Source organism: Methylobacterium currus (assembly GCF_003058325.1).
GTDB lineage: Bacteria > Pseudomonadota > Alphaproteobacteria > Rhizobiales > Beijerinckiaceae > Methylobacterium > Methylobacterium currus.
Map to the genome: position 1 here is coordinate 123,426 of NZ_CP028843.1, position 24,925 is coordinate 148,350.

The 24,925-nt window shown below is 69.2% G+C and carries 23 protein-coding genes and 2 pseudogenes; 10 read left to right on the forward strand and 15 right to left on the reverse strand.

What is annotated here, in order from left to right; translation table 11 throughout:
• The first annotated feature begins 14 nt into the window (after nt 1-14).
• Nucleotides 15-1,199, forward strand: a complete 1,185-nt coding sequence (locus DA075_RS00570; RefSeq protein ID WP_099951538.1) for a cupin domain-containing protein — start codon at nt 15-17, stop codon at nt 1,197-1,199.
• A gap of 78 nt (nt 1,200-1,277) precedes the next feature.
• Here DA075_RS00570 and lexA read toward each other — a convergent pair whose 3' ends face one another.
• From lexA to DA075_RS00595, 5 genes are all read right to left on the reverse strand, one after another.
• Entirely contained in the window at nt 1,278-2,030 is a 753-nt protein-coding gene (lexA, locus tag DA075_RS00575) for a transcriptional repressor LexA (protein ID WP_099951539.1), read from the reverse strand.
• A 216-nt stretch (nt 2,031-2,246) separates the two neighbouring features.
• Complete coding sequence (locus DA075_RS00580; RefSeq protein ID WP_123834103.1) at nt 2,247-2,486, reverse strand: hypothetical protein; 240 nt, start codon at nt 2,484-2,486, stop codon at nt 2,247-2,249.
• A 145-nt stretch (nt 2,487-2,631) separates the two neighbouring features.
• Entirely contained in the window at nt 2,632-5,433 is a 2,802-nt protein-coding gene (gene uvrB, locus DA075_RS00585) for an excinuclease ABC subunit UvrB (protein ID WP_099956318.1), read from the reverse strand.
• A 72-nt stretch (nt 5,434-5,505) separates the two neighbouring features.
• The gene (locus tag DA075_RS38070; RefSeq protein WP_276330924.1) at nt 5,506-6,618 is read right to left on the reverse strand and encodes a PAS domain-containing protein; all 1,113 of its coding nucleotides are present in this window, start codon (nt 6,616-6,618) and stop codon (nt 5,506-5,508) included.
• Entirely contained in the window at nt 6,615-7,595 is a 981-nt protein-coding gene (locus DA075_RS00595) for a LysR family transcriptional regulator (RefSeq protein WP_099951541.1), read from the reverse strand. The genes DA075_RS38070 and DA075_RS00595 overlap by 4 nt, the downstream gene beginning before the upstream one ends.
• Before the next feature lie 120 nt (nt 7,596-7,715).
• Here DA075_RS00595 and DA075_RS00600 point away from each other — a divergent pair, with 120 nt between their 5' ends.
• On the forward strand, nt 7,716-8,222 hold the full coding sequence (locus DA075_RS00600) for a VOC family protein (RefSeq protein WP_099951542.1): 507 nt from the start codon (nt 7,716-7,718) through the stop codon (nt 8,220-8,222).
• Here DA075_RS00600 and DA075_RS00605 read toward each other — a convergent pair.
• Nucleotides 8,212-8,472 (reverse strand): DUF3297 family protein, encoded by a 261-nt coding sequence (locus DA075_RS00605; RefSeq protein ID WP_099951543.1) that lies wholly within the window; start codon nt 8,470-8,472, stop codon nt 8,212-8,214. The genes DA075_RS00600 and DA075_RS00605 overlap by 11 nt on opposite strands.
• Nucleotides 8,473-8,857: 385 nt before the next feature.
• Between DA075_RS00605 and DA075_RS00610 the strand changes: the two genes are divergently transcribed.
• Nucleotides 8,858-9,193, forward strand: a complete 336-nt coding sequence (locus DA075_RS00610) for a hypothetical protein (protein ID WP_232386676.1) — start codon at nt 8,858-8,860, stop codon at nt 9,191-9,193.
• A gap of 290 nt (nt 9,194-9,483) precedes the next feature.
• On the opposite strand, the gene DA075_RS00615 is transcribed toward DA075_RS00610, so the two are convergent.
• From DA075_RS00615 to DA075_RS00630, 4 genes are all read right to left on the reverse strand, one after another.
• Entirely contained in the window at nt 9,484-9,870 is a 387-nt protein-coding gene (locus DA075_RS00615) for a hypothetical protein (RefSeq protein ID WP_099951544.1), read from the reverse strand.
• Entirely contained in the window at nt 9,870-11,438 is a 1,569-nt protein-coding gene (locus DA075_RS00620; RefSeq protein ID WP_099951545.1) for a GMC family oxidoreductase, read from the reverse strand. Before DA075_RS00620 ends, DA075_RS00615 begins: the two co-directional genes overlap by 1 nt.
• 110 nt (nt 11,439-11,548) lie before the next feature.
• Nucleotides 11,549-12,097, reverse strand: coding sequence for a twin-arginine translocation signal domain-containing protein (locus DA075_RS00625; RefSeq protein ID WP_099951546.1), 549 nt, complete (start codon nt 12,095-12,097; stop codon nt 11,549-11,551).
• Nucleotides 12,098-12,225: 128 nt separating this feature from the next.
• Nucleotides 12,226-12,621 (reverse strand): VOC family protein, encoded by a 396-nt coding sequence (locus tag DA075_RS00630; protein WP_099951547.1) that lies wholly within the window; start codon nt 12,619-12,621, stop codon nt 12,226-12,228.
• 344 nt (nt 12,622-12,965) lie between these two features.
• Here DA075_RS00630 and DA075_RS00635 point away from each other — a divergent pair, with 344 nt between their 5' ends.
• From DA075_RS00635 to DA075_RS38470, 4 genes and pseudogenes are all read left to right on the forward strand, one after another.
• Nucleotides 12,966-13,229 carry a hypothetical protein gene (locus tag DA075_RS00635; protein ID WP_099951548.1) on the forward strand — a complete coding sequence of 88 codons (264 nt, stop codon included), beginning with the start codon at nt 12,966-12,968 and terminating at the stop codon, nt 13,227-13,229.
• Nucleotides 13,230-13,499: 270 nt separating this feature from the next.
• The gene (locus DA075_RS00640) at nt 13,500-13,811 is read left to right on the forward strand and encodes a hypothetical protein (RefSeq protein WP_232386673.1); all 312 of its coding nucleotides are present in this window, start codon (nt 13,500-13,502) and stop codon (nt 13,809-13,811) included.
• Between the two features lie 61 nt (nt 13,812-13,872).
• Nucleotides 13,873-14,604, forward strand: a complete 732-nt coding sequence (locus DA075_RS00645; RefSeq protein ID WP_099951550.1) for a YidB family protein — start codon at nt 13,873-13,875, stop codon at nt 14,602-14,604.
• Between the two features lie 64 nt (nt 14,605-14,668).
• Nucleotides 14,669-14,956 (forward strand): annotated as a pseudogene (locus DA075_RS38470) (thioredoxin domain-containing protein); the annotation flags it as partial.
• A 9-nt stretch (nt 14,957-14,965) separates the two neighbouring features.
• Here DA075_RS38470 and DA075_RS38475 read toward each other — a convergent pair.
• Both DA075_RS38475 and DA075_RS00660 read right to left on the reverse strand, forming a co-directional pair.
• Complete coding sequence (locus tag DA075_RS38475; RefSeq protein ID WP_244936442.1) at nt 14,966-15,427, reverse strand: IS630 family transposase; 462 nt, start codon at nt 15,425-15,427, stop codon at nt 14,966-14,968.
• A 65-nt stretch (nt 15,428-15,492) separates the two neighbouring features.
• Nucleotides 15,493-16,014 (reverse strand): helix-turn-helix domain-containing protein, encoded by a 522-nt coding sequence (locus DA075_RS00660; RefSeq protein ID WP_099951551.1) that lies wholly within the window; start codon nt 16,012-16,014, stop codon nt 15,493-15,495.
• A 52-nt stretch (nt 16,015-16,066) separates the two neighbouring features.
• Between DA075_RS00660 and DA075_RS00665 the strand changes: the two are divergent.
• Nucleotides 16,067-16,495, forward strand: a pseudogene (locus DA075_RS00665) (glutathione S-transferase C-terminal domain-containing protein); the annotation flags it as partial.
• Between the two features lie 536 nt (nt 16,496-17,031).
• The gene (locus DA075_RS00670; RefSeq protein WP_099951552.1) at nt 17,032-17,727 is read left to right on the forward strand and encodes a response regulator transcription factor; all 696 of its coding nucleotides are present in this window, start codon (nt 17,032-17,034) and stop codon (nt 17,725-17,727) included.
• Between the two features lie 103 nt (nt 17,728-17,830).
• Here DA075_RS00670 and DA075_RS00675 read toward each other — a convergent pair whose 3' ends face one another.
• From DA075_RS00675 to DA075_RS00685, 3 genes are all read right to left on the reverse strand, one after another.
• A complete protein-coding gene (locus DA075_RS00675) occupies nt 17,831-19,597 on the reverse strand; it encodes a flagellin N-terminal helical domain-containing protein (RefSeq protein WP_099951553.1) in 1,767 nt (588 codons plus the stop codon).
• A gap of 454 nt (nt 19,598-20,051) precedes the next feature.
• Nucleotides 20,052-21,497, reverse strand: a complete 1,446-nt coding sequence (locus tag DA075_RS38075; RefSeq protein ID WP_099951554.1) for a flagellin N-terminal helical domain-containing protein — start codon at nt 21,495-21,497, stop codon at nt 20,052-20,054.
• 452 nt (nt 21,498-21,949) lie between these two features.
• A complete protein-coding gene (locus tag DA075_RS00685; RefSeq protein ID WP_099951555.1) occupies nt 21,950-23,395 on the reverse strand; it encodes a flagellin N-terminal helical domain-containing protein in 1,446 nt (481 codons plus the stop codon).
• Between the two features lie 648 nt (nt 23,396-24,043).
• Here DA075_RS00685 and motA point away from each other — a divergent pair.
• Nucleotides 24,044-24,916: a flagellar motor stator protein MotA gene (motA, locus tag DA075_RS00690; RefSeq protein WP_099951556.1), complete on the forward strand. Its 873-nt coding sequence runs from the start codon at nt 24,044-24,046 to the stop codon at nt 24,914-24,916.
• Nucleotides 24,917-24,925: the final 9 nt, after the last annotated feature.

Sequence of the window (24,925 nt, forward strand, 5' to 3'; positions counted from 1 at the left end):
GTCGAAAGGGCCCCATGGACCAGACCAGCCGCCGCGTCTTCCTCGGAACCCTGGCCGCAGGCGGCAGCTTCGCCGTCGGCGGAGCCTTCGCCGCCCCCGATGACGGTCACGCGGCCGGCGCCGACGTCGCCCCCGCCGGCACCTTCCTGCGCACGATCCCCCGCAAGGCGGGTGAGGCGCCCGCCTTCACGATCTCGCTCGATGCCGGCCCGATCAAGGCGACCTCGGGCGGCTGGGCCCGGGACGTCACGACGCGCCAGCTTCCCATCGCGACCGGGATCGCGGGCGCGCATCTGTTCCTCAATCCGGGCGGCGTGCGCGAGATGCATTGGCACACCTCCGCCGAGTGGGGCTACATCGTCGCCGGCCATTGCCAGGCGACGGTGATCGACGCCGCAGGCGAGATGGAGGTGGTCAATTTCGCGCCCGGGGACACCTGGTACTTTCCCGGCGGCCACGCCCACGCGATCCAGACCCTCGGGACCGATCCGTGCCACGCGATCCTCGCCTTCGACGACGGCCTCTACGGCGAGCACGGCACCTTCGGGCTCTCCGACTGGATGAGCCGCTTCGATCCGGCGATCCTCGGCCACGCTCTCGGCGTGCCGGAGGCGACGCTGGCGGCGCTTCCCCCGGGCGAGACCTACATCATGCAGGGGCCCGTCCTGCCCCTCGACGGCCCGGCCGCGCGCGCCGGGCGGCCCCTCGCGCCGTCGCGGTCGCATCGCTACGGGCTGGCGGGGAGCGAGGCGATCGTGGATGCCGCCGGCAGCACGATGCGGGTGGCGCCCGCGACCGCCTTCCCGGTCTCGTCGGGGATGACAGGCCTCCTCGTCCGGCTCGCGCCCGGCGCGATCCACACCCCGCACTGGCACCCGGGCGCGAACGAGTGGCACTACGTCCTGCGGGGGCGCACGCGCGTGACCTTGTTCGGGCCCGACAAGCGCCTGGCCGTGGCCGAGCTGGGCCCCGGCGACTGCGCCTGCATCCCGCGGGCCTGCGGGCATTCCGTCGAGAATACCGGAACAGAGACGGCCGAGATCGTCGGCGTGCATGACAGCGGCGTCTACAGCGAGACGTCGCTGGCGCTCTGGCTCGCCCAGGCGCCGCGCCACCTTCTCGCCGCCAATCTCGGCCTCGACGAGCAGGGAACCGCCGGCTTTCCGACGGCGTCGCGCGTCTTCAGCCGGCCAGCCTGAGGGCGCCGACGGCTCGCGAGGCATCCGAGCGCAGCATGAAGCGGGCCGACATCAGGCCCGCCTTCCTGTCTGATCGCCTCAATACTTCCGGACCAGGCTCACCAGCCGGCCCTGGATCCGCACCCGGTCCGGCCCGAGCACCCTTGTCTCGTAGGCCGGGTTGGCGGCTTCCAGCGCGATCGAGGAGCCGCGGCGGCGCAGGCGCTTGAGGGTCGCCTCCTCGTCGTCGATCAGCGCCACCACGATGTCGCCGGTATTGGCGGTCTCCTGGCGGCGGATCACCACCAGGTCGCCGTCGAGGATGCCGGCCTCGATCATCGAGTCGCCGCGCACCTCCAGGGCGTAATGCTCGCCGCTGGCCAGGAAGTCCGGCGACATCGCCACCGAGCGGCTCTGGCTCTGGATCGCCGAGATCGGCGTGCCGGCGGCGATCCGGCCCATGACCGGCACGCTGACCGACTGGCCGTTCTCGTCCGACGCCGTCGTCATCGCCGGGATGCCGGCGGGCCGCTTCGGCTCGTGGGCGCGCCCGCCCTCGACCACGCTGGGGTTGAACCGCACCACCTCGGCGCCGGATCCGGTTCCCCCGGATGCGGCCGCGACCGGCCCGGTCCCCGTGTCGGGCAGGCGGATCACCTCGATCGCCCGGGCCCGGTTCGGCAGGCGGCGCAGGAAGCCCCGCTCCTCCAGGGCCGTGATCAGGCGGTGGATGCCCGATTTCGACTTGAGATCGAGGGCGTCCTTCATCTCGTCGAAGGACGGGGGGACACCCGTCTCGCGCATTCTCTGCTGAATGAAGCGGAGCAGGTCCAACTGCTTACGCGTGAGCATGTGACACTCTCATCCCCGCGCTGGCGCGCTCCGGAAACAAATCGCGAACATGGTAAGCGTTCCGCAAGTGTTCCGCAAGCGGGTCTGACACTGCGGCGCGCGAACGCAGCAGAGGGGAGAGAACCCGGCCAGTTCGGGCGATGTCGGACAGGCAAACCGGGCGTGTCCTCGGGGGAAAACCGGCCGGCTCACTGCCGGAGAGACGTTCCGCGGGCGCTATCGGCGGGCCGGCTCCGGCCGGTGCGTGACGAGCGGGTCGGGCGGCGGCTCCGCGGTCGCGGAGAGCGGCCGGTTGACGTCGTCCGCCAGCGAGTCGACATGCGCCGGAGGAGCGGCGGCGACGTCCCTGCCGGCATCGGGCGCCGGGGACTTGCCGGCAATGACCTGGGGCAACCGCAGGCCGGCGGCGGTCGTCTGCGCCGCCTGCGCCAGCACGGGCGCGGGAAGCAGGATCACCGCCACGATGCCGGCACCCAGGATCGACTTCGTCCGACGCTCTCCTCTCGCCGACGGGCGTGGGCATACGAGGAGCCGGAATGGCTCCATCGAAGCCGGTTCGGCATGGCCGGGCGGCTTCCACGACGAGCGCTCCCCTCGCCCCTCAGCCCCGCCCCTTGCGCCCCTTGTATTTCGGCCGCTGGCCCGGGAAGCCCTGCGTCGAGCGGCCGGTCGGGCGTTCGGCGTAGGTGAAGGGCACCTCGCGGTCGGTGCCCGGGCCCATGTCGTCGAGGTCGGGCTCGCGGATGCGGGTGCCCTCGTCGGAGGTACCCTTGCCGCCGGGGCCGTAGCTCAGGGATTCAGGCCCCAAGGAGTCAGGCCCCCTGCGCTTGCGCTTGGCGCCGAAGCGGCCGGCCTCGCGCTCGACCTCGGCCTGTCCGGCCATCGGGTCGTCGGCGATGGCGAGTTCGGTGGCCTGGAGCCGCTTGAGCTCGTCGCGCAGGCGCGCCGCCTCCTCGAAGTCGAGGTCGGCGGCGGCCGTCCGCATCCGCTTCTCGAGGTCGGCCATCACCGCCTTGAGGTTGTGGCCCACCGTCACGGCGGACTTGGCCAGCCCCGTATCGACCTGGACGTGGTCGCGCTCGAAGACGCTCTCCAGGATGTCGGCGATGTTGCGCTTCACGCTCTGGGGCGTGATGCCGTGCTCCGCGTTGTAGGCGAGCTGCTTCTTGCGCCGGCGCTCGGTCTCCGCCATCGCCCGCTCCATCGAGCCGGTGACCTGGTCGGCGTACAGGATGCAGCGGGCCTCGGCGTTGCGGGCGGCGCGGCCGATGGTCTGGATCAGCGAGGTCTCGGAGCGGAGAAAACCCTCCTTGTCGGCGTCGAGGATGGCGACCAGCGCGCATTCCGGGATGTCGAGGCCCTCGCGCAGGAGGTTGATGCCGATCAGCACGTCGAAGGCGCCGAGCCGCAGGTCGCGGATGATCTCGATGCGCTCCAGGGTGTCGATGTCCGAGTGCATGTAGCGCACCCGCACGCCGTTCTCGTGCAGGTACTCGGTCAGGTCCTCGGCCATGCGCTTGGTCAGCGTCGTCACCAGCGTGCGGTAGCCGGCGGCCGCCACCTCCTTCACCTCCCCCAAGAGGTCGTCGACCTGGGAGCGGGCCGGGCGCACCTCGATCACCGGGTCGACGAGGCCGGTCGGCCGGATGACCTGCTCGGCGAAGACGCCGCCGGTCTGCTCCAGCTCCCACTTCGCCGGCGTCGCCGAGACGTGGATCGATTGCGGGCGCATCGCGTCCCATTCCTCGAACCGCAGCGGGCGGTTGTCGAGGCAGGAGGGCAGCCGGAAGCCGTATTCGGCGAGCGTCGCCTTGCGGCGGAAGTCGCCCCGGTACATGCCGCCGATCTGCGAGACCGTGACGTGGCTCTCGTCGGTGAAGACGAGGGCGTTGTCGGGCAGGTACTCGAACAGGGTCGGCGGCGGCTCGCCGGGTTTCCGGCCGGTGAGGTATCGCGAATAGTTCTCGATGCCGTTGCAGGCGCCCGTGGCCTCGATCATCTCGAGGTCGAAGGTGCAGCGCTGCTCCAGGCGCTGGGCCTCGATCAGCCGGCCCATCCGGGTCAGCTCCTCGACCCGCCACTTCAGCTCGTCCTTGATGCCCTTGACCGCCTGCTGCAGCGTCGGGCGCGGCGTCACGTAGTGGCTGTTGGCGTAGACCTTGACGAACTTGAGCGTGTTGATGGTCTTGCCGGTGAGCGGATCGAATTCCGAGATCGACTCGATCTCGTCGCCGAACAGCCCGATGCGCCAGCCGCGGTCCTCCAGGTGGGCCGGCCACAGCTCGATCACGTCGCCGCGCACCCGGAAGGTGCCGCGGGCGAAGTCGGACTGGATGCGCTTGTATTGCAGCGCCACCAGGTCGGCGACGAGCTGCCGCTGCTCGATCTTCTCGCCGAGGCTGACCGTGAACGACATCGCCGTATAGGTCTCGACCGAGCCGATGCCGTAGATGCACGAGACCGAGGCGACGATGATGACGTCGTCGCGCTCCAGGAGCGCCCGGGTGGCGGAGTGGCGCATCCGGTCGATCTGCTCGTTGATCGACGATTCCTTCTCGATGAAGGTGTCGGAGCGCGGAACATAGGCCTCAGGCTGGTAATAATCGTAGTACGAAACGAAATACTCGACGGCGTTGTCGGGAAAGAAGCTCTTGAACTCGCCGTAGAGCTGCGCCGCCAGGGTCTTGTTGGGGGCGAGGATGAGGGCCGGGCGCTGGGTCTCCTCGATGACCTTGGCCATCGTGAAGGTCTTTCCCGAGCCCGTGACCCCGAGCAGCACCTGGTCGCGCTCCTGTCCCTTCACGCCGGCGACCAGCTCGGCGATGGCGCGGGGCTGGTCGCCGGCCGGCGTGAAGTCGGACTTGAGGCGGAACGGGACGCCGCCCTCGGACTTCTGCGGCCGCTCGGGGCGGTGCGGGCGCCACAGCTCGCCGTTCTTGAACAGCGGGTTGCCCTCGGTGAGGAGCCTGGTCAGCGCGTCGACCGTGGCCGAGACGCCCTCGCTCGCGAGCGACCCGCGCTCCTCCACCGCCTCGCCGTCCGGCTCGCGCAGGCCGAGGGCCTGGGCCAGCGCCGGCTCGACATCGGCCGCCGTGCCGTGCGCGAAGGCGGCCTGCGGCGCCTCGCCGAAGCCGGCGGGGGTCGCTTCCTGCACGCGCTTGCCCTTGCGGGCAGGCCCGGAGGGTGCCTTGCCAGAGGGTGCCTTGCCGGAGGGTGGCTTGACGTCGGCCGCGTCCTTGCGCGGACGCCCGCGCTTCGGTGGCTCGGGCGGCGGCTCGATGGCGGGCAGGCGGTCGCGGTTCAGCGCCGGGTTCAAGAGCTCGGCGAGGAACGGATCGAGCGGCTTCAGCTCGGGCTTCGAGGCCTTGCCGGTCGACAGGCGGGGCTTCTTGGGGGCGGGCATGAACCCCATATGGCAACCCCTGCCGGAGCCGGAAAGGGCTCTCGTGACCGCACCTTGACCACCTCGTGCGGCTCACCGCACCTTGGCGACCGCGATCGCGTCGCCCGCGACGAGCACGAAGCCGATGCCGGCCCGGCGCAGGGCCTCGACCGCGGCGTGGCGGCTGCGGGCCGCCGGCCCCTCGTTCCCCTCCTCCAGGCGCCGGATGGTCGAGAGCGAGAGGCTGCTGGCCTCGGCGAGGTCGGTCATCGACCAGCCGAGCAGCCCGCGGGCGGCGCGCAGATGCGCGCCCTGGACCGCCTGCTCCAGGCCGTGCCGCACCGCGCCCGGGGGGACGGGGGCTATGGGGACCGGGCGGATCCGGTCGATCCGGGAATTCAGGCTGGCCCAGGTCTCGATCCGCCCGTCGGTGCCGCGCACCGGGACGAACACGCCCCGGAACAGGCCGCGCTCGCCGCCGGCCAGGGCCAGATGGTTCTCGACCACGAAGGGCTGCCCGGCCTCGACCCGCGAGAGGACGTAATCGTGGGTGCGGGCGCGCTCCTCCGGCACCAGGATCCGGGTCCAGTCGTCGTGGAACTCCTGCTGGGTCAGGCCGGTGAGGGTCAGGAGCTCGCGCGAGGCGATGCGGAGGGAGGCCGAGTAGGGCGAGGCGTGCATCCAAGTCTGCGCCTGCTCGAACAAGGCCCGCTTGCGGCGCTGCTCCTCGCGGTGCAGGCCGGCCATGCGCTCGGCATCCGTCACGTCCAGCACCACCCCGGCCACCGCCCGCGGCCGGCCCTCGGGGGTGAAGTAGGCGGTGCCGCGGTTCGCCAGCATCCGCAGCGACCCGTCGGGCCGGATCACCCGGACGGTGTGATCGTGGAAGACCCCCTCCCGCATCACCACGCTGTTGGCCTCGATGACCGGCCGGTCTTCCGGATGGACGAGGCCGAGGAACACGCCGAAATCCGCCCGCACGCTGCCGGGCTCGAAGCCGAGCAGCCGGTAGAGGCCCGGGGACCAGACCTGCTCGTTGCGGGTGAAATCCCAAGTCCAGCTGCCGGTCAGGCCGTGACCCTCGATCAGCCGCAGGAAATCCCGGTCCGGGAAGTCCAGGCCGGGCAAGACCGCCTCGGTGCGCGGCAGGCCCGTGGCCTGGCGGATCTCCGCCGGGAGGCCGCGCGGCGGGACGAGCCGGCTCACGGCAGCCTCGCATCGATCGGGCGCGGATCGACCGGCTCCGGCCCGGTGGCGGCCCGGGGCAGCGGATCCTCGGCCCCGAGCGGGGCGGGCAGGTCCCGGTCCCAGGGCGGGTCGGCGAAGCGGGCCGCCACGAACTCGACCAGGGCCCGGACCTTGGCGGGCGGGCGGCGGCGCGAGGGCATCACCGCGTGGATCGGCAGGGAGGGGATGGCCCCGAGATCGAGCGCCACCAGGCTGCCGCGGCGAAGCGCATCGCCGACCAGGAAGGTCGGCTGGTAGATCACCCCGAGCCCGGCGGCGGCGGCGGCCACCAGGGCGGCGCCGTTCGAGGCGCGCAGCGAGCCCGAGACCGAGACGGTACTGCCCTCGAAGCGCCAGCCGTCGCTGCTCGCCAGGGTGTAGCCGAGGCAGTCGTGGTCGCGGAGATCCTCCGGGCGGCGCGGCCGGCCATGGGCCGCCAGGTAGGACGGCGCGGCGCAGACCCGCATCCGGCACGGGGCGAGGGCCCGGGCGACCAGGCTCGAATCGCGCAGGTGGCCGATCCGGAGCGCCAGGTCCCAGCCCTCCTCGATCAGGTCGACCGGCCGGTCGTTGAGGCCGAGCTCGATCGTCAGCGACGGGTAGGCGCGTCCGAAATCCGCCAGAGCGGGGGCGACCTGCAGCACCCCGAACGAGACGGGCACGTTGAGCCGCAGGGTGCCGCGGGGCTCCGCCGCCTCGGCGCCGGCCGCCGCCTCGGCCTCGTCGATCTCGGCGAGGATGCGCTCGCAGGCTTCCAGATAGTGCCGGCCGGCCTCGGTCAGGGTCAGGCGGCGGGTGGTGCGGTGCAGGAGCCGGGCGCCGAGCCGGTCCTCGAGGGCGGCGACGTGCTTGGTGACGCCGCTCTGCGACAGGCCGAGCGCCCGCGCGGCGGCCGAGAAGCTGCCGGTCGCGGCGACGCGCACGAAGATCTGCATTCCGGTCAGCCGGTCGGGCACGGCTCGATCTCACTCTGGGCGTGTGAAGTGATGCTACGAGATGCCGGATTTCCGGACAATCTCAAAGGGTGCAGTCTGCGCAGGCCTCTGCAAGGGGTGACGCATGCGAAGGAGCGAAGCATGACCGCATCGATCGACCCGCGCACCCGCATCGGGCATGTCCATCTGCGGGTGGCCGATCTCGACCGGGCGCTCGGCTTCTATTGCGGGGTGCTCGGCTTCGCGCTGATGCAGCGCTACGGCACCCAGGCCGCCTTCGTGTCGGCCGGCGGCTATCACCACCATATCGGGCTCAACACCTGGAACAGTGCGGGCGGGACGCCGCCGCCGCCCGGCCATACCGGGCTCTACCACGTGGCGATCCTGTACCCGACCCGGGCGGCCCTCGCCGACGCGCTGGCCCGGCTCGACGCCGCCGGCATCCCGCTCACCGGCGCGAGCGACCACGGGGTCAGCGAGGCGCTCTACCTCGACGACCCGGACCGCAACGGGGTGGAGCTGTACCGCGACCGGCCCGAGGACGAGTGGCCGCGGGACGAGGCGGGGGGCTTGCAGATGGTGACCCGCCGCCTCGACCTCGTCGCCTTGCGGGCGGAAGCTCCCCCGCGGGGCGGGGCTACTCGCTAGGGGCGTCGGCCCCGGGGGTGCGGAAATAGGGCTCGACCGGGCCCTTCAGCTTCACGGTCATCGGATTGCCGAAGCGGTCCTTGGCATTGCCGGCGGCGAGGCGCACCCAGCCCTCGCTCACGCAATACTCCTCGACATTGGTCTTCTCGACGCCCTTGAAGCGCACGCCGACGCCGCGCTCGAGCAGGGCGGCGTCGTGGAAGGGGCTGCGCGGATCGGTGCTGAGGCGGTCGGGCGGGGTGTCGGTCATCGGTCTCGAGCCTTCAGGCATTCGGGCAAGGATCTGGGAATGCGTCGGCGCCCCAGTAGCCGCTCCCGCCGCCGCTGCCAATCCGCCTCCGGCCCACCCGGACGACGCCCACCCGCACTTTGGAATTTTCATAATTCACTTGATAATATAGATCAGATATCGCAAAGTAGAAAACCTCCAATATCTCGCATGGATCTTGCGTCCACAGACGAGGTGCTGCATTCAAGGCGCGCCGGACCCCGGCACGACCCGAGATGGAGGCCGCGATGGCGCGAGCGCTGTTCCTGATTCACGGCTGTGCGGGCTTGATCCGCGAAGGATGGCCGCCGGTCGGCCTGCCCTGGGAGCGGCTGGTCGGCCTCTTCAGCGAGTCGAGGAGCGGGCGATGAATCTGCATCAGCGCGAGCGCCTGAGAACCGAGGCCGAGGCGCTGGAGGCTCGGCGGCAGGATGCCTTGGAGCAGGCCCTGACGCTCGCCTTCTGGGAGGCCCTGGAGCGGGGCCCGATGCCGCCGATGGCGGCGCTCGAGGCGGCAGCCCGCACGGTCGGGACGCTCTACCGCCAGATCGCCTCCCTGCACGGCCCGGCGCCGCGCTGCGGCTGCGGCTGGCAGCCAGAGCCCGACGAGGACCTGATCCGCCTCGAGGCCATGCTCGCCGCGGCCCTGATCGAGCGGAACCGGCCCCGTCTCGCCGACCTGCCGGTCCAGGGGCGCGCCTGATGCGGTGGGACCGGGACCGGCGCGTGACGGCAGCGAAGAGCCCCGATCGCGTCGTGATCGGGGCCTGTGCGAGAGCATCTTCCGACGGATCGGACACCGGTCCGTCGCAGACAATGCGGCAAAATCAAAGACTTATACCATCGCGCTTTCGCATCGACACGTCGATGCGAAAGCGTCCGGCGCATCAGCGCCGGCGCCCGTCCGGGCCTAGCCAGCGCCTTCGAACGAGTCCGTTCGAAGGCGCGGCGGCATGAGAGCAGCATCCGATTGCCATGTGATCGGGCGCCGCTCTAGCGCGGCGCGGTCCCGTCCGGCCGGTTCGACGGCATCCCGCCGGGCGCGTCCGGATAGGCGGTGCTCGGCACGCTGCCCGTCCGGCCGACCGAGCTGCTCGGCGCCGCGGTGCGGCTCGCATCCGCCGCGCCGGAGGGACCGGGCGCCGCCGGGCACGGGCCGGGACCCGGGCAGGCGGCATGGTCGGTCGCGACCGAGCGGCCGTCCCGCTCGGCCGCCGGCTGGCCGCCGGGGCTGTTCGGGTAGGCCGCGGCCCCGCCGGGCTGCGGCGCGGGCGCGGCGGGGGTGGCCGAGCCCGGCGCCGAGGGTCCCTGGGCCAGGGCGGGGCCCGCGGCGAGCGCCGCGAGCAGGGGCAGGACGAGGAGCGAGAGGGTGGCGCGCATCAGATCTCCCGCCTCTGCATCGCGCCGGCGATGTGGTCGGCCTGGCGCAGGGCGAGCGCCACGATGGTCAGGGTCGGGTTGCAGGCCGCCCCCGAGGTGAACTGGCTGCCGTCGGAGACGAACAGGTTCTTGACGTCGTGGGTCTGGCCGAACTTGTTCAGAACGCCGTCCCGCGGCTTCGCGCTCATCCGGTTGGTGCCCATGTTGTGGGTGCTCGGATAGGGCGTGACCGGGTAGGTGACGGTGGCGCCGACCGCCTCGTAGATCGCCGCGCCCTGCTTGTAGGCGTGGTTGCGCATCGCGACGTCGTTGGGGTGGTCGTCGTAGTGGACGCTCGCAACCGGCATGCCGTGCTTGTCCTTGACCGTCGGGTCGAGGGTGATGCGGTTCGTCTCCTGCGGCATGTCCTCGCCGACGAGCCACATCCCGGCCATGCGCGGATACTGCTCCATCGCGCTGGTGAAGGAGCGGCCCCAGGCGCCGGGATTGAGGAAGGCCGCCATGAACGGCACGCCGAGGGAGACCGTCTCCATCTCGTAGCCGCCGGAGAAGCCGCGCTTCGGGTCGTGATGCGCCTCGTCCCGGATGATGCCCGCCATGGTGGTGCCGCGATACATGTGCACCGACTTCTCGAACACGCCGTAGACGCTGCCGGTCATGTGCCGCATGTAGTTGCGGCCGACCTGGCCCGACGAATTGGCGAGCCCGTCCGGGAACAGCGAGGAGGCGCTGTTGAGGAGGAGGCGCGGGCTCTCGATCGAGTTGCCGGCCACCGCGACGATGCGGGCCTTCTGGCGCTGCAGCTTGCCGTCCGCATCGGCATAGACCACGCCCGTCACCTTGCCCGAGGCGTCGTGCTCGATGCGGAGCGCCATGCAGTTCGGGCGGACCTCCAGGTTGCCGGTCTCCTCGCCGCGGGGGATCTCGGCGATCAGGGTCGACCACTTCGCTCCCGACTTGCAGCCCTGGAAGCAGAAGCCGATCTGCTGGCACGCGCCGCGGTCGTGCCGCTCCTCGCTGTTGATCGCCATCCGGCCGGTATGGACCTCCTTGTAGCCGACGCGGCGGGCGCCGGCCTCCATCACCTTGAAGTTGTTGTTGCCCGGCAGGCCCGGGATGCCGTTGGTGCGGGTCACGCCCATCCGGTCCTCGGCCTTCTCGTACCAGGGGTCCAGCTCGGCCCGGGTGATCGGCCAGTCGAGGAGGTTGGCACCGGGAAGCGCGCCGTAATGGTCGCGGATGCGGAACTCGTGCTCCTCGAAGCGCAAGGAGGCGCCGGCCCAGTGCACGGTGGAGCCGCCCACCGCCTTGACGATCCAGGCCGGCAGGTTGGGGAAGTCCCGCGCCACCCGCCACGAGCCCGAGGTGGTGCGCATGTCCGTCCAGGCGAGCTGGGCGAAGCTCGCCCACTCGTCGTTGACGAAATCCTCCATGTTGTGGCGGGCGCCGGCCTCGAGGATGACGGTGCGGATGCCCTTGAGCGCCAGCTCGGTGCCGAGCGTGCCGCCGCCGGCACCCGAGCCGACGATGACGACGAGGCCGTCGTCGTTCAGGTCGAATGTGGCCATGGTTTCCTCCGGTCCGCGCGGCCGGTCGCGGCCGGGCCGGCGCGGTTGTTCGTTGATTGTTCTTGCGTTGTCGCGTCGTGTGTCGACGCCGGATCGATCGGGCCGGCCGGTCAGACCTTCGGCAGCCAGTCGATGTCGTTGAAGCCGCGGTTGATGTAGCCGCCCTTGTCGGCGGACGATCCCTCGTAGCCGAATTTCGGCCACAGCTCGGGCTGGTTGTAGAGCGAGACGACGAGGTCGGAGCGGATCTTCTTGAAGAAGTCGGTGTGGCTGATGCCCTCGAGCACCGCGACCCGGTCGGCCTCCCAGCCGATCTGGGCGTAGGCGACCTTGTGGCGGGCCTGCGAATCCTCGTCGAGGCGGCGCACGCCCTCCTTCAGCAGCGTCTTCACGCCTGGGTCGGCGGCGGCCTTGCCGTCCCAGGGCTTGATCGCCGTGATGTAGTAGACGTCGCCGAGGAAGTCGTGCGGGTAGATGTCCCGCGCCATCTTCACCAGGGTCTTCAGCTCGGCCGGGGCCAGGGCGGCGCCGTTCTCGGCCCAGGCCTCCGAGACCTGGAGCCCGGCGCCGGTGGCGAGTGCCGCGGCCGGCGCCGCCACGGCGGCGCTCTGCAGGAAGCCGCGGCGGCTGAACCGCGTGCGCGGATCGACTTCTCTCATCGGGCGTCTCCTCTCGGGTGATGGTTGTCGTGTGGTTCTTGTGATGTGCCGGCCGGCCCGGGGCGCGTCTTCGCGCGCTTGCCGGTCTGGCGCGTCTTTGCGCGCTTGCCGGGCCGACGGAATCGCGATCAGCCGAAGCGGCCGCCCTTCTGGATCACCTCGATCTTGTAGCCGTCCGGATCGGTGGCGAAGAAGAAGCGGGCAAGCGTCTTGCCCTGGTGCTGGAAGTCCTTCACCGGGGTGGCGGGCAGGCCCTCCTGCGTGAAGCGGGCATGCTCGGCATCGACGTCGTCCACCACCACCGCGAGGTGGCCGTAGCCGTCGCCGAGGTCGTAGGGCTCGGTGCGATCGAAGTTGACCGTCAGCTCCAGCTCGAACGGCGACGAGGGATGGCGCAGGTAGACGAGCGCGAAACCGTCGAAGCCGACCCTCTCGGCGAGTTCGAGGCCGAAGGCGCGGGCGTAGTAGGCGCGGGACCGCTCCTCGTCGAGGACACGGATCATCGAGTGGACGGGCTTGGCCATCGGCAGCAGGAACCTCGTTTCGCGTGAGCAACCGCTCGGGTGTCGCCGCTTAGACTAGCTCCAGGGAAGCCGCCGGGGTGGTAGCGGGATGTGACGCCCGCGAGGTTGGCGCCTGAGGGAGGCGGAGGTGCCGGGGATGCTCCCTTCCGCCTGGAGGTCGGCTCCCGCGCGGGCGCCCGCCCGGCGATCGCCGCCCACCACGCGGAAGGGCCAGTTGTTGTTCCACCCCGCCGCGTGCGCAGGGGCACATCGCGGCCAGGGCGGGCCACCTATATTCCGATCATCGCAGCGGAAGCAGGCCGGCAGCTCCGGACTGTACTGCGAAAAAGGAGCCTGAATACCACATGAAGACCCGTATCGCCGCCGTCGTCACCGCTCTTGTCCTTGGCGTCGCTCCGATCTCGTCCGCGATGGCATTCAGCGCGAACTCCCCCGCCCATCCGTTCGGCCCCCGCGACGTCGAGACCACCGGCTCGATCGGCTCCCGCAATGCCAGCGTGCCGTTCTACGGCGCCTGCCCGATGAGCTCGGCCTCGGAGGGCAATGCCAACCAGCAGAACTTCCCGGTCAAGCAATACGGCCAGACCTCCGGCGGCTACCGCTGCTGATCTGACGGAGACGAACGATGAGCGAGATGCGCTTTCTGCGTGCCGTGTCCTACGGCATGATCGGTGTCCTGGCCGGCGGCCTCGCCATGACGGCATTCGGCACCGCCAACGCCCTGATCAACCTGTAATCCGATCGAAGGGCCGCCCCATGGGCGGCCCTTTCCGCATGGGCGGATCATGGACGGGATCCGGCGGGATTTCCGGCGATCCCGCCGGAACCGCAGAGCTTCGGCCCGCTTTGCCCCTGCGAGATGACCGCAGGAGACTGCCATGTCCCCGCCCTTTATGTCCCCGACCGCCCGCATCGCCTCCGCCCTTCTCCTCCTCGTCGCGAGCGCCGCCCCGGCCCTCGCGATCTCCGACCGGCGCGACCAGCCGACCCAGGCCGACATCCCCGACGGCGCGCGCGGCGACGCCTCCGGGATCGCGCCGCCCCAGGCGATCAAGCCCGACACCAAGGTCATGCCCGGCGATACCGGGCTCAGCGGGAATGCGCGCTCGCGCACCAACCCCCTCGACCAGCTCGATGCCAAGGACCGGCGCGCCACCGGCGGCGGCAACGGGGCGGGCGATCGCCGGTAACGAAACCGCTTGACGGCCAGCACGGTTAATCCTCGCGTGATAGGCGCGAGGGGAGGTGCCCATGGGTCTGCTCGATCAGGTCATCGGTTCGGTGCTCGGCAACGTCCTCGGCGGCGGCGGCCGGCCAGGAGACCATCAAGGGGGGAATCACGGGGGCGGCTCCGGAGCCATGTCGCCCCTGGTCAAGGCGCTGCTGATGCTGCTCGCCGCCAAGGCGATGCAGGGCGGCTTCGGCGACATCTTCGGCGGCGGCCGCCGGCCGGCGCCGCAATCCGGGCCCGAGGACGGCTATGCCCCGGACCCGCGCGGCTACGACACCCCCGACCCGCGGGACGACGCGCCCCGCAGCCGGCGCGGCGAGGACCCGGACAATCCCTATTCCGACCTCGCCGGGATGCTCGACGGCCCCGGGGGCGCTGCGCCCCCCTCCCCCGCCGGCGGTGGCGGCGTCCAGAACCCGTTCGACCAGGGCGCCGGGCCGTATTCCCGCCTCGACCGGGAGCAGCCGGAAGATGCGGCCGGCGGCGGCCTCGACCAGCTCATCGACAGGTTCCGCCGGGGCGGCCTCGGCGAGATGATCGAATCGTGGATCGGTCCCGGCCACAACCGGCCGATCCAGCCGCAGCAGCTCGCCCAGGCGCTGGGTCCCGACACGGTCGAGACCCTGAGCCGCCAGACCGGGATGGACCGGAACGACCTGCTGGCGCAGCTCGCCCAGGTGCTGCCGGGCGTCATCGACGGGTTGACGCCGCAGGGCCGGCGTCCGAACCACGACGAGATGCGCGGCTGGTGAGTCGGCGCCGGCGCCCGGCCGGTCCGGGCGCCGGCGCGCGAAGGTGACGCGAAGGACGGCGCCCATGGCCTACGAGCTCCATTACTGGCCGTCGATCCAGGGCCGGGGCGAGTTCGTCCGTCTCGCCCTGGAGGAGGCCGGGGCCGAGTACGTCGACGTCGCCCGCGAGGACGGCGTCGACGGCCTGATGGCGGGCCTGGAGGCGCCGCCCCGGCCGCCCTTCGCGCCGCCCTACCTGCGGGACGGCGACCTGGTGATCGGCCAGACCGCCGCGATCCTGCTGCATCTCGGGCCGCGCCTCGGCCTCGTGGCTGAGAGCGAGGCGGACCGGATCTGGACCCACCAAGTACAGCCGCGGAAGTCATGTGGGATGCGCTCCAATGATGGAGCAGACACCGCCTGGCTTGCGGTTGTAACGGTCGAAGAAAGCCTGGGCGGCTTCAACCAGAGCGTCGATGCTGGCGAACAGCTCGCAGTGTGTGACCTCGCGGCGGAACTGGCGCCAGAGCATCTCGATCGGGTTCAGCCACGGGCTGTAGGTCGGGAGGTAAAGCAGGACGAGGCGCCCGGCCGCGCCGCGCAGCACCGCCTCGACCTCATCGTCCTCGTGCGTGCTGGCATTATCCCAGGCGACGTAGACGGTCTCGGTCGGGTGCTTTTTCAGGAGCGCTTCGAGGAGTTCAGCGACCTCGCGTCGCCGCTTATGAGGGCGGGTGAGGACCACCGTCTGGCCGCTCTGCCAATCAACCGCCCCGAGCCCATAGCGCCGCGTCGGCTGCATCGGGGTCGGGATCATCACCTGCTGCCCCTTGGGACCCCACATCGGCCGCAAGGTCGGATACCAGCTGATGTTGAACTCGTCGGCGTAGTAGAAGACCGAGCCGGGCCTCAGGCCGTCGCGAGCGCGTTCGACCGCCTTTTTTTGACAGCATAGTCCGGATCCGGGCTGCTGATCGTGTGCTGGGGACGACCGAACCCCAGACCAGCCGAGCGCAACAGTCGATGGATGCTCGCCACGCTCATGCGCAAGCCCGTCTCCTCCGCCAAGCGGTCGGCCAGCCGGGCGGCGGTCCACATCGAGAACGGCAGGTCCAGGGCGCGGGGCCGTCGCCGCACCAGCTCGACCAGCCGCTCGCGATAGGCGGCTCCGGCTTTGGCCGGCTTGCCCGAGCGCGGCGCGTCGGAGAGTCCGTCGATGCCCTCGGCCTCATAGCGATGGACCCAGCGTCGGACCGTCTCACCGCTCTCGCGCACGATCGTGGCGACCTCGGAGATGGTGAGGCCCTGCTCGGCCAGCAGCAGGATCATCTGCGCACGCGTGCGGACCCGGACGTCACGCGTCATGCGATAGAGATCGTCAAGCCCGCGCAGCTGATCGACGTTCAGCTTGTCCAGATGCAAGGCGCGCATCGCGGCCCCCTGATAACACACCAGCATACCACAAAAATTATGAGGACGTACTCAGATCCAGCTCACCATCGCGGACGCGGTGGCCGAGGCCCATGACAGCCACCACCCGATCGCCTCCGCGCTGTATTACGAGGAGCAGCGGGCCGAGGCCGCCCGCCGGGCCGGGGACTTTCGCGAGAACCGGATCCCGAAATTCCTGACCTGGTTCGAGCGGGTGCTGGCCGCCAACCCCGCCGGCCCGCGCCACCTCGTCGGCGCCCGCCTCAGCTACGCCGACCTCTCGCTGTTCCAGCTCGTCGAGGGCCTCGCCTACGCCTTCCCGCGGGCCACCGAGCGGGCGCTCGGACCCACGCCGAAGGTCGTCGCGCTCCATCGGCTCGTGGCGTCCCGGCCGCGCATCGCCGCCTATCTGGCGAGCGACCGGCGCGCGCCCTTCAACGAGGACGGGATCTTCCGTCGCTACCCCGAGCTCGACGGCTGAGCGGCTGCGAGCCAAGTGCCGCGAAGCGGGGCAGGTGGATGAACGCCCCCTTGACCATCGCTCATCTCCCGGGTGACGCAGGAGAAGCGCCGCGTCGGCCCCGCTGCTGATTCGGCTGCGAGGCCGCGAGGCGGTCCGCGCCGACCCCGAATAGCCTCCGGCGGGCCGCGCGCGAACGGCGCGTCCTTAACCGTTAACGCGCCCCGAGAGGGGTGCCGGCGCGCCTTTTCCGAGCCGGAGCCGAGCCGGAACCCTGCCAAATCCTTGCACGGCAAAGGAAGTTTTCGGTTCGTTGCGGGTTCGCAACGGTGTGTCCGCAAGTGGACAGCAGGGGCCTCGATTTACAGAAAATTAACCACCCGGGCGCGAAAATATCTTAACGAATGGTTCACCAGACCGCGCCGCAAGGTGCGATTCGGGCGACGGCAAGAAAATTACCTTCCGTCAGGAACACGTTTTCGACAATATAAGAATCAAGATACCTCACCTCTGTCCGGAGGCGAGCAAGACAACGCGTCAAAAAATTGGGGGCTGGCGTGTACATCGTCGTCGACGAGCGGGAAAACGTGGCCGCGCAATACGTGGAAGGCTTCGGCGTGGAGGGCGTTGCGGCCAGGGGGCTGGACGTGCGGGACGTCCGTACCTGGATCGACGCCACGCCACCCCAGGATCTCGCCCAGGACCTCGCGGCGGTCCAGGGCTTCGTGATCGGCGATTGCGCCGACCGCACCGCCTTCACGGCCATCCTGCGCAGCCTGTCCGGCGCGCCGATCATCGCGCTCAACGAGACCCGCTCCCTGGAGCAGACCCTCGCCCTGTTCACCGCCGGCATCGACGACGTGGTCCGCAAGCCGGTCCATGTGCGCGAGATCATCGCCCGGGCCGGCGCGATCCGCCGCCGCACCAACCGCAGCGAGGCGAAGCCCGCGAGCACGCCGGACAAGAGCGGCCGCCTGACGGTCCATACCGACGGCCGCGATCCCGAGATCGACGGCGAGAGCCTGATGCTGCCGCGGCGCGAGCGCGACATCCTGGACTACCTCGCCCGCAACCGCGGCCGGCCGGTGACCAAGGGCCAGATCTTCAAGGCGGTCTACGGCGATCTCGACGCGGCGGTCGACGAGAGCGTGGTCGAGGGCCACATCAGCAAGCTGCGCAAGAAGCTGCGGATGCGCCTCGGCTACGACCCGATCGAGGCCAAGCGCATGGCCGGCTACACCTTCGTCGGCTGATCGCCGCCTCCCCACAACGAAGAGCCGCCCGCGACCCCGACGGTCACGGGCGGCTCTTTCCGTTCGGCCGTCGGCGGTCCCCGCAGGGACCGCCCTCCCCCGCTTAGCGGAAGAGCGATAGGACGTTCTGGCTCGCCGAGTTGGCGATCGAGAGCGCCTGCACCGCCAGCTGCTGCTGCGTCTGCAGCGCCTTCAGCTTCGTCGACTCTTCCTCCACGTCCGCATCCACCAGGATGCCGATGGTGCGGTCGTTGGCCTTCATCAGCGTGTCGACGAACGCCTTCTGACCGTCGATCTGCGTCTTGTTGGCGCCCAGCTTCGTGCCCGCATCCGTCACCTTGGCGATCGCCTTGTCGACCGCCGTGATCACCGCCTGAAGGTCCAGGTCGCCCTTGGTGCCCACCAGCTTCGAGATGTCGATGCTGGCGATCGAGTACGAGCCGAGGCCGGTATTCGAGTAGGTGTTGCCGGCCGTGTCGAGGATGCCCTGCGCCGGCGTCGTTCCGGCGTCGGTGCCTTTTGCGCTCCGCACCACCACGGTGCCGGCCGCCGCCGGGTTGGTGGGGCCGGCCGTGAAGCCGTAGCTCGCCGCGTCCGCGCCGCCGATCGTGATCGCGTTCGCGGCGACCGAGTTGGTCAGGGTGATCTTGCCGCTGGCGAGCGTGGCGCTCACCGTGCTGGCCGTCGCGGCACCCAGCGCCGAGTTGAGCATCGCCACGATGTCGGTGGTATTCACCGCGGTGTTGCTCGTCGAGGTCGCCGCGCCACCCAGCGCGGTGAAGCTCGCGGCGTTCAGGGTGATGGTCTTCGTCGCCGAGCCGTCGTTGATCGAGATCGTCTTCGTGTTGCCACCCGACAGATCGAAGGTGGTGATGGCCGTGCCGGTGACGATGGCCGGCTGTGCCGCTGTCGTCACGGTGCCGAAGCCGATATCGATCACCTTCTTGCTGGCCGACGATGCGTTGGCGAGCTGCACGTCGAGCGTCGCGGCCGTCCCGGCACCGGTGGTGGCGAAGGTCAGGCGCCCGGCCGTATCGAGGGCGGCCACCACCTTGCCGCTGAGATTGGCGTTGGCGGAGATCTGGTTGTTGAGGGCGCTGATAAATTCGTCGGTCGTGACCTTGTTCAGGTCCTTGGCCGCCGATTGCAGGGTTGCGGTGTTGAGCGTCAGCGTACCGGCCAGGCCGCTCACGTTCACCGAGAGCGAGACCTCGTTCGGGCCGGAGAAATCGGCCGTACCGGTTCCCGATCCGAAGCCGGTGGTCCCGGTCAGCGAGGTCGCGGCGACGATCTGCGCCGTCGTGGCGGCGGTGGTGACGCTGACCGAGTTGGTGTCGTAGAGCTTGATGTTCTGCACGTCGACGCTGACCTGCGAGAACGTGATCGTGCCGTTGGCCGTGCGCGCAAAGCCGCCGACCACGTTCTGGGTCGCCTGGTAGGCCGTGTTGGTGGTCGCCGAGTTGACCGACAGCCAGTTCTGGCCGCTCGAGTTCGAGGAATCGGCCGTCGCCTTCATCTTCGACTGGATGGCGGCGATCTCGGTCTGCACCTTGGTGCGGTCGACGCCCGGGGACAGCGCCGTCTGCAGCTTGGAGCGCATGTTCTGCAGGTCGGACAGGATGCTGTTGAGGCCGTTATAGGCCGTGTCGACCGACGACGAGCCGAGGCCGAGCGAGTCCTTGACCGCGCCGAGCGAGGCGTTGTCGGTGCGCACGGTGGTGGCGATCGACCAGTAGGCGGCGTTGTCCGAGGCGGCCGAGACGCGCTGACCGGTGGAGACGCGGTTGCTGGTCGTGTCCAGGCTCTGGTTGATGTTCTTGAGCGTGGTCAGCGCCGTCATCGCGGCGTTGTTGGTGAGAAGGCTGGTCACGGCTGATGCTTCCGGTGTTGTGGCGTGGCACGAATCTGCGAGGTTCCGGGCTCGCACCGGTGCAGCGGACCGACATCATGCTTCGGGCATGGCACTGATCGGCTGCGCTTTAACACATCCGGATTCTCACCGGGGTCAGCGGCTCGACATCATGTCTTGGGCTCGCGAGAACCCATCCGCTGCGCCTGCACCGACCTGGGACCGGCACCGCCGCCCGCCCCGTCGATAGGGAGAGATTGCACGCGATAGGTTGTTCGATGCTTAATCTTAAAGCGCCCCTGCAAATAAACCAAGACATTGATCGATAGAGCCAGGCTATAGAGTAATATTTGATCAACCATAACAAGAAATAAGAACAACAAAAAAGGCCACGCCGGCGAGGCGTGGCCTTGTGGTCCGGTGGGGGCGGCACCCGAGCGGCCGCCCCCGTCCCGGAGGAACTGCCCTTCTCCGCTTAGCGGAAGAGCGAGAGGATGTTCTGGCTCGCCGAGTTGGCGATCGAGAGCGACTGCACCGCCAGCTGCTGCTGCGTCTGCAGCGCCTTCAGCTTCGTCGACTCTTCCTCAACGTCCGCGTCCACCAGGATGCCGATGGTGCGGTCGTTGGCCTTCATCAGCGTGTCGACGAACGCCTTCTGCCCGTCGATCTGCGTCTTGTTGGCGCCCAGCTTCGTGCCCGCATCCGTCACCTTGGCGATCGCCTTGTCGACCGCCGTGATCACCGCCTGAAGGTCCAGGTCGCCCTTGGTGCCCACCAGCTTCGAGATGTCGAGATTGGCGATCGAGTACGAGCCGAGGCCGGTATTCGCGTAGGTGTTGCCGGCCGTGTCGAGGATGCCCTGCGCCGGCATCGTTCCGGCGGCGGTGCCGTTGCCGCTGGCATTGGAGCCGCTGCTCGGGACCGTGGCGGTGAAGCCGACGTCGATCAGCGTGTTGCCGGAGCTGGCGGCCACGTTGGTCAGCGTCAGCGCGACGTCCGACCCCGAACCGACCGACTGGAACGTCAGGCGACCGGCACTGTCGAGCGAGGCGATGGCCTTGTTCGCGCCGATCTTAGCCGTGATCTGGTTGTTGACAGCGTCGAGGAACTCGTCGGTCGTGACCTTGGTGAGATCCTTTGCGGCCGATTGCAGGCTGGTCTTGTTCAGGACGATGTTCGCGGTCACGGTCGTGGGGACCGGGGGGATCGCGTTGTTGTTCTGCGTCAGGGCGAGGTTGAACGACACCTCGTTGGTGGTGCTGAAATCCGCCGTGCCGGCCGTCCCCGCAGCAGCGCCCGGCCGGAAACCCGTCGTCCCGGTCAGTGCGGTCGAACCTACGAACTGAGCGGCGCTGGCAGCGGTGGTGACGCTGGTCGAATTGGTGTCGTAGAGCTTGATGTTCTGCACGTCGACGCTGACCTGCGAGAACGTGATCGTGCCGTTGGCCGTGCGCGCAAAGCCGCCGACCACGTTCTGGGTCGCCTGGTAGGCCGTGTTGGTGGTCGCCGAGTTGACCGACAGCCAGTTCTGGCCGCTCGAGTTCGAGGAATCGGCCGTCGCCTTCATCTTCGACTGGATGGCGGCGATCTCGGTCTGCACCTTGGTGCGGTCGACGCCCGGGGACAGCGCCGTCTGCAGCTTGGAGCGCATGTTCTGCAGGTCGGACAGGATGCTGTTGAGGCCGTTATAGGCCGTGTCGACCGACGACGAGCCGAGGCCGAGCGAGTCCTTGACCGCGCCGAGCGAGGCGTTGTCGGTGCGCACGGTGGTGGCGATCGACCAGTAGGCGGCGTTGTCCGAGGCGGCCGAGACGCGCTGGCCGGTGGAGACGCGGTTGCTGGTCGTGTCGAGCTGCTGGTTGATGTTCTTGAGCGTGGTCAGCGCCGTCATCGCGGCGTTGTTGGTGAGAAGGCTGGTCACGGCTGATGCTTCCGGTGTTGTGGCGTGGCGGGAATGTGCAAGGTTCCGGGCTTGCACCGGTGCAGCGGACCGACATCATGCTTCGGGCATGGACTGATCGGCTGCGCTTTAACACATCCGGATTCTCACCGGGGTCAGCGGCTCGACATCATGTCTTGGGCTCGTGAGAACCCATCCGCTGCGCCTGCACCGACCTGGGACCGGCACCGCCGCCCGCCCCGTCGATAGGGAGAGATTGCACGCGACAGGTTATTCAATGATTAAGCTTAAGGCGCCCCTGCGAAAGAGCCTAAATCTTGACAGACATTTACGAATAGACATCGCAATGATTGGTTAACCATAACTCAGAGTAAGCACAACAAAAAGGCCACGCCGGCGAGGCGTGGCCTTTTGGTCTGGCGTGGAGCGGCGGCCGAGCGGCCGCCCCGTCCCGGAGGAACCGTGCTCTCGGCTCAGCGGAAGAGCGAGAGGATGTTCTGGCTCGCCGAGTTGGCGATCGAGAGCGCCTGCACCGCCAGCTGCTGCTGCGTCTGCAGCGCCTTCAGCTTCGTCGACTCCTCCTCCACGTCCGCGTCCACCAGGATGCCGATGGTGCGGTCGTTGGCCTTCATCAGCGTGTCGACGAACGCCTTCTGCCCGTCGATCTGCGTCTTGTTGGCGCCCAGCTTCGTGCCCGCATCCGTCACCTTGCCGATTGCCTTGTCGACCGCCGTGATCACCGCCTGAAGGTCCAGGTCGCCCTTGGTGCCTACCAGCTTCGAGATGTCGAGATTGGCGATCGAGTACGAGCCGAGGCCGGTATTCGCGTAGGTGTTGCCGGCCGTGTCGAGGATGCCCTGCGCCGGCAGAGTGCCGGCGGCGGTGCCGTTGCCGCTGGCATTGGAGCCGCTGCTCGGGACCGTGGCGGTGAAGCCGACGTCGATCAGCGTGTTGCCGGAGCTGGCGGCCACGTTGGTCAGCGTCAGCGCGACGTCCGACCCCGAACCGACCGACTGGAACGTCAGGCGACCGGCACTGTCGAGCAGAGCGATGGCCTTGTTCGCGCCGATCTTAGCCGTGATCTGGTTGTTGATGGCTTCAAGGAACTCGTCGGTCGTGACCTTAGTGAGATCCTTTGCGGCCGATTGCAGGCTGGTCTTGTTCAGGACGATGTTCGCGGTCACGGTCGTGGGGACCGGGGGGATCGCGTTGTTGTTCTGCGTCAGGGCGAGGTTGAACGACACCTCGTTGGTGGTGCTGAAATCCGCCGTGCCGGCCGTCCCGACCGCGGCGCCCGGCCGGAAACCCGTCGTCCCGGTGAGCGACGTGCTGGCCGAGAACTGAGCGCCGGTCGCGGCGGTCGTGATGCTGGCGGAGTTGGTGTCGTAGAGCTTGATGCTCTGCACGTCGACGCTGACCTGCGAGAACGTGATCGTGCCGTTGGCCGTGCGCGCAAAGCCGCCGACCACGTTCTGGGTCGCCTGGTAGGCCGTGTTGGTGGTCGCCGAGTTGACCGACAGCCAGTTCTGGCCGCTCGAGTTCGAGGAATCGGCCGTCGCCTTCATCTTCGACTGGATGGCGGCGATCTCGGTCTGCACCTTGGTGCGGTCGACGCCCGGGGACAGCGCCGTCTGCAGCTTGGAGCGCATGTTCTGCAGGTCGGACAGGATGCTGTTGAGGCCGTTATAGGCCGTGTCGACCGACGACGAGCCGAGGCCGAGCGAGTCCTTGACCGCGCCGAGCGAGGCGTTGTCGGTGCGCACGGTGGTGGCGATCGACCAGTAGGCGGCGTTGTCCGAGGCGGCCGAGACGCGCTGGCCGGTAGAGACGCGGTTGCTGGTCGTGTCCAGGTTCTGGTTGATGTTCTTGAGCGTGGTCAGCGCCGTCATCGCGGCGTTGTTGGTGAGAAGGCTGGTCACGGCTGATGCTTCCGGTGCTGTGGCGTGGCGGGAATGTGCAAGGTTCCGGGCTCTCACCGGTGCAGCCGACCAGCATCATGCTTTGGGCATGCACTGGCCGACTGCGCTTTAACACATCCGGATTCTCACCGGGTCAACGGTTCGACATCATGTCTTGGGCTCGTGAGAACCCATCCGTTGCGCCTTCCAACGGCCCTCCGTGGCGCCGCTGACCTGCTCACTATCGAACCCGCCCCGTTAGCAACCGATTAAGTCGGTGGTAATACCCGCTATCCACACGGGCCCCAGGACGCCTCGGCCCCAGGCGTTCAGCAAGGTGACGGAGATGTCCGGCCGCCATGCACCGGCGATTTGAAGCAGATCGGCCTCATCACTCCGACGCTTCGCCCGATCGACCTTGCGGCATGTCGCCGTTGCCCACCGCGAAACGACGCCGGCATTGGCAAAGTCCGTGCAACCGGAGCTCCGATCGGCGCAAATCAGGCGCCGCGACCTTGCCCTTCGGCGGTCCGCCCATCGCGAGCGGCGCGGCGGATCACCGGTCGAGGCCCCGGCAGCCCCGCGCACCGGGCGGCGAGGCGAGAAAAAGCCCCGCGCAAGCCACCGGCCTTAGAGCCGTAGCCCCATCAAGAGGGAGCGTTGCGGGATATGGGAATTCTCGTCGGCCTGCTGATCGCCATCGGCTGCATGCTCGGCGGTTTCGTGGCCATGGGCGGCCACCTGATCGTGATCTGGCAGCCCTGGGAGTTCGTCATCATCGGCGGCATGGCCGCCGGCACCTTCGTGATCGCCAACCCGATGAAGACGGTGGTCGATTCCGGCAAGGCGACCATGGAGGCGTTCACCGGCAAGGGACCGAAGCGCAAGGACTTCCTGTCCCTGCTCGGCCTGATCCACGCCCTCCTGCGCGAGATCAAGACCAAGCCACGCAACGAGGTCGAGTCCCATTTCGACGACCCGGCGAATTCAGAGATCTTCAAGAACTATCCCGACGTGACCAAGGACCAGGGCCTGGTCCTGTTCATCTGCGACTATTGCCGGCTGATCCTGATCGGCGGCGCCCGCTCGCACGAGATCGAGGCGCTGATGGAGGAGGAGATCGGCACGCACAAGAAGTACGCGCTCAAGCCCTACGGGGCGATCAACACGGTGGCGGAGGCACTGCCGGCGCTGGGGATCGTGGCGGCGGTGCTCGGCATCGTGAAGGCGATGGGCGCCCTCGACCAGTCGCCCCAGATCCTCGGCGGCCTCATCGGCGCGGCGCTCGTCGGCACGTTCTTCGGGGTGTTCGCCTCGTACGGCGTGCTGGCGCCGCTCGCCCTCAAGGTGAAGGGCGTGCGCGAGAAGCAATGCTCCGTCTACGTCATCGTGAAGCAGAGCCTGATCGCCTACATGAACGGCGCCCTGCCGCAGGTGGCGATCGAGCACGGCCGCAAGGGCATCGCCGCGGCCGACCGCCCGACCATCGACGAGGTCGAGGCCGCCACCGTGCCGGGTGCCCAGAACCGCGAGGCGGCCTGAGAGCCGGGA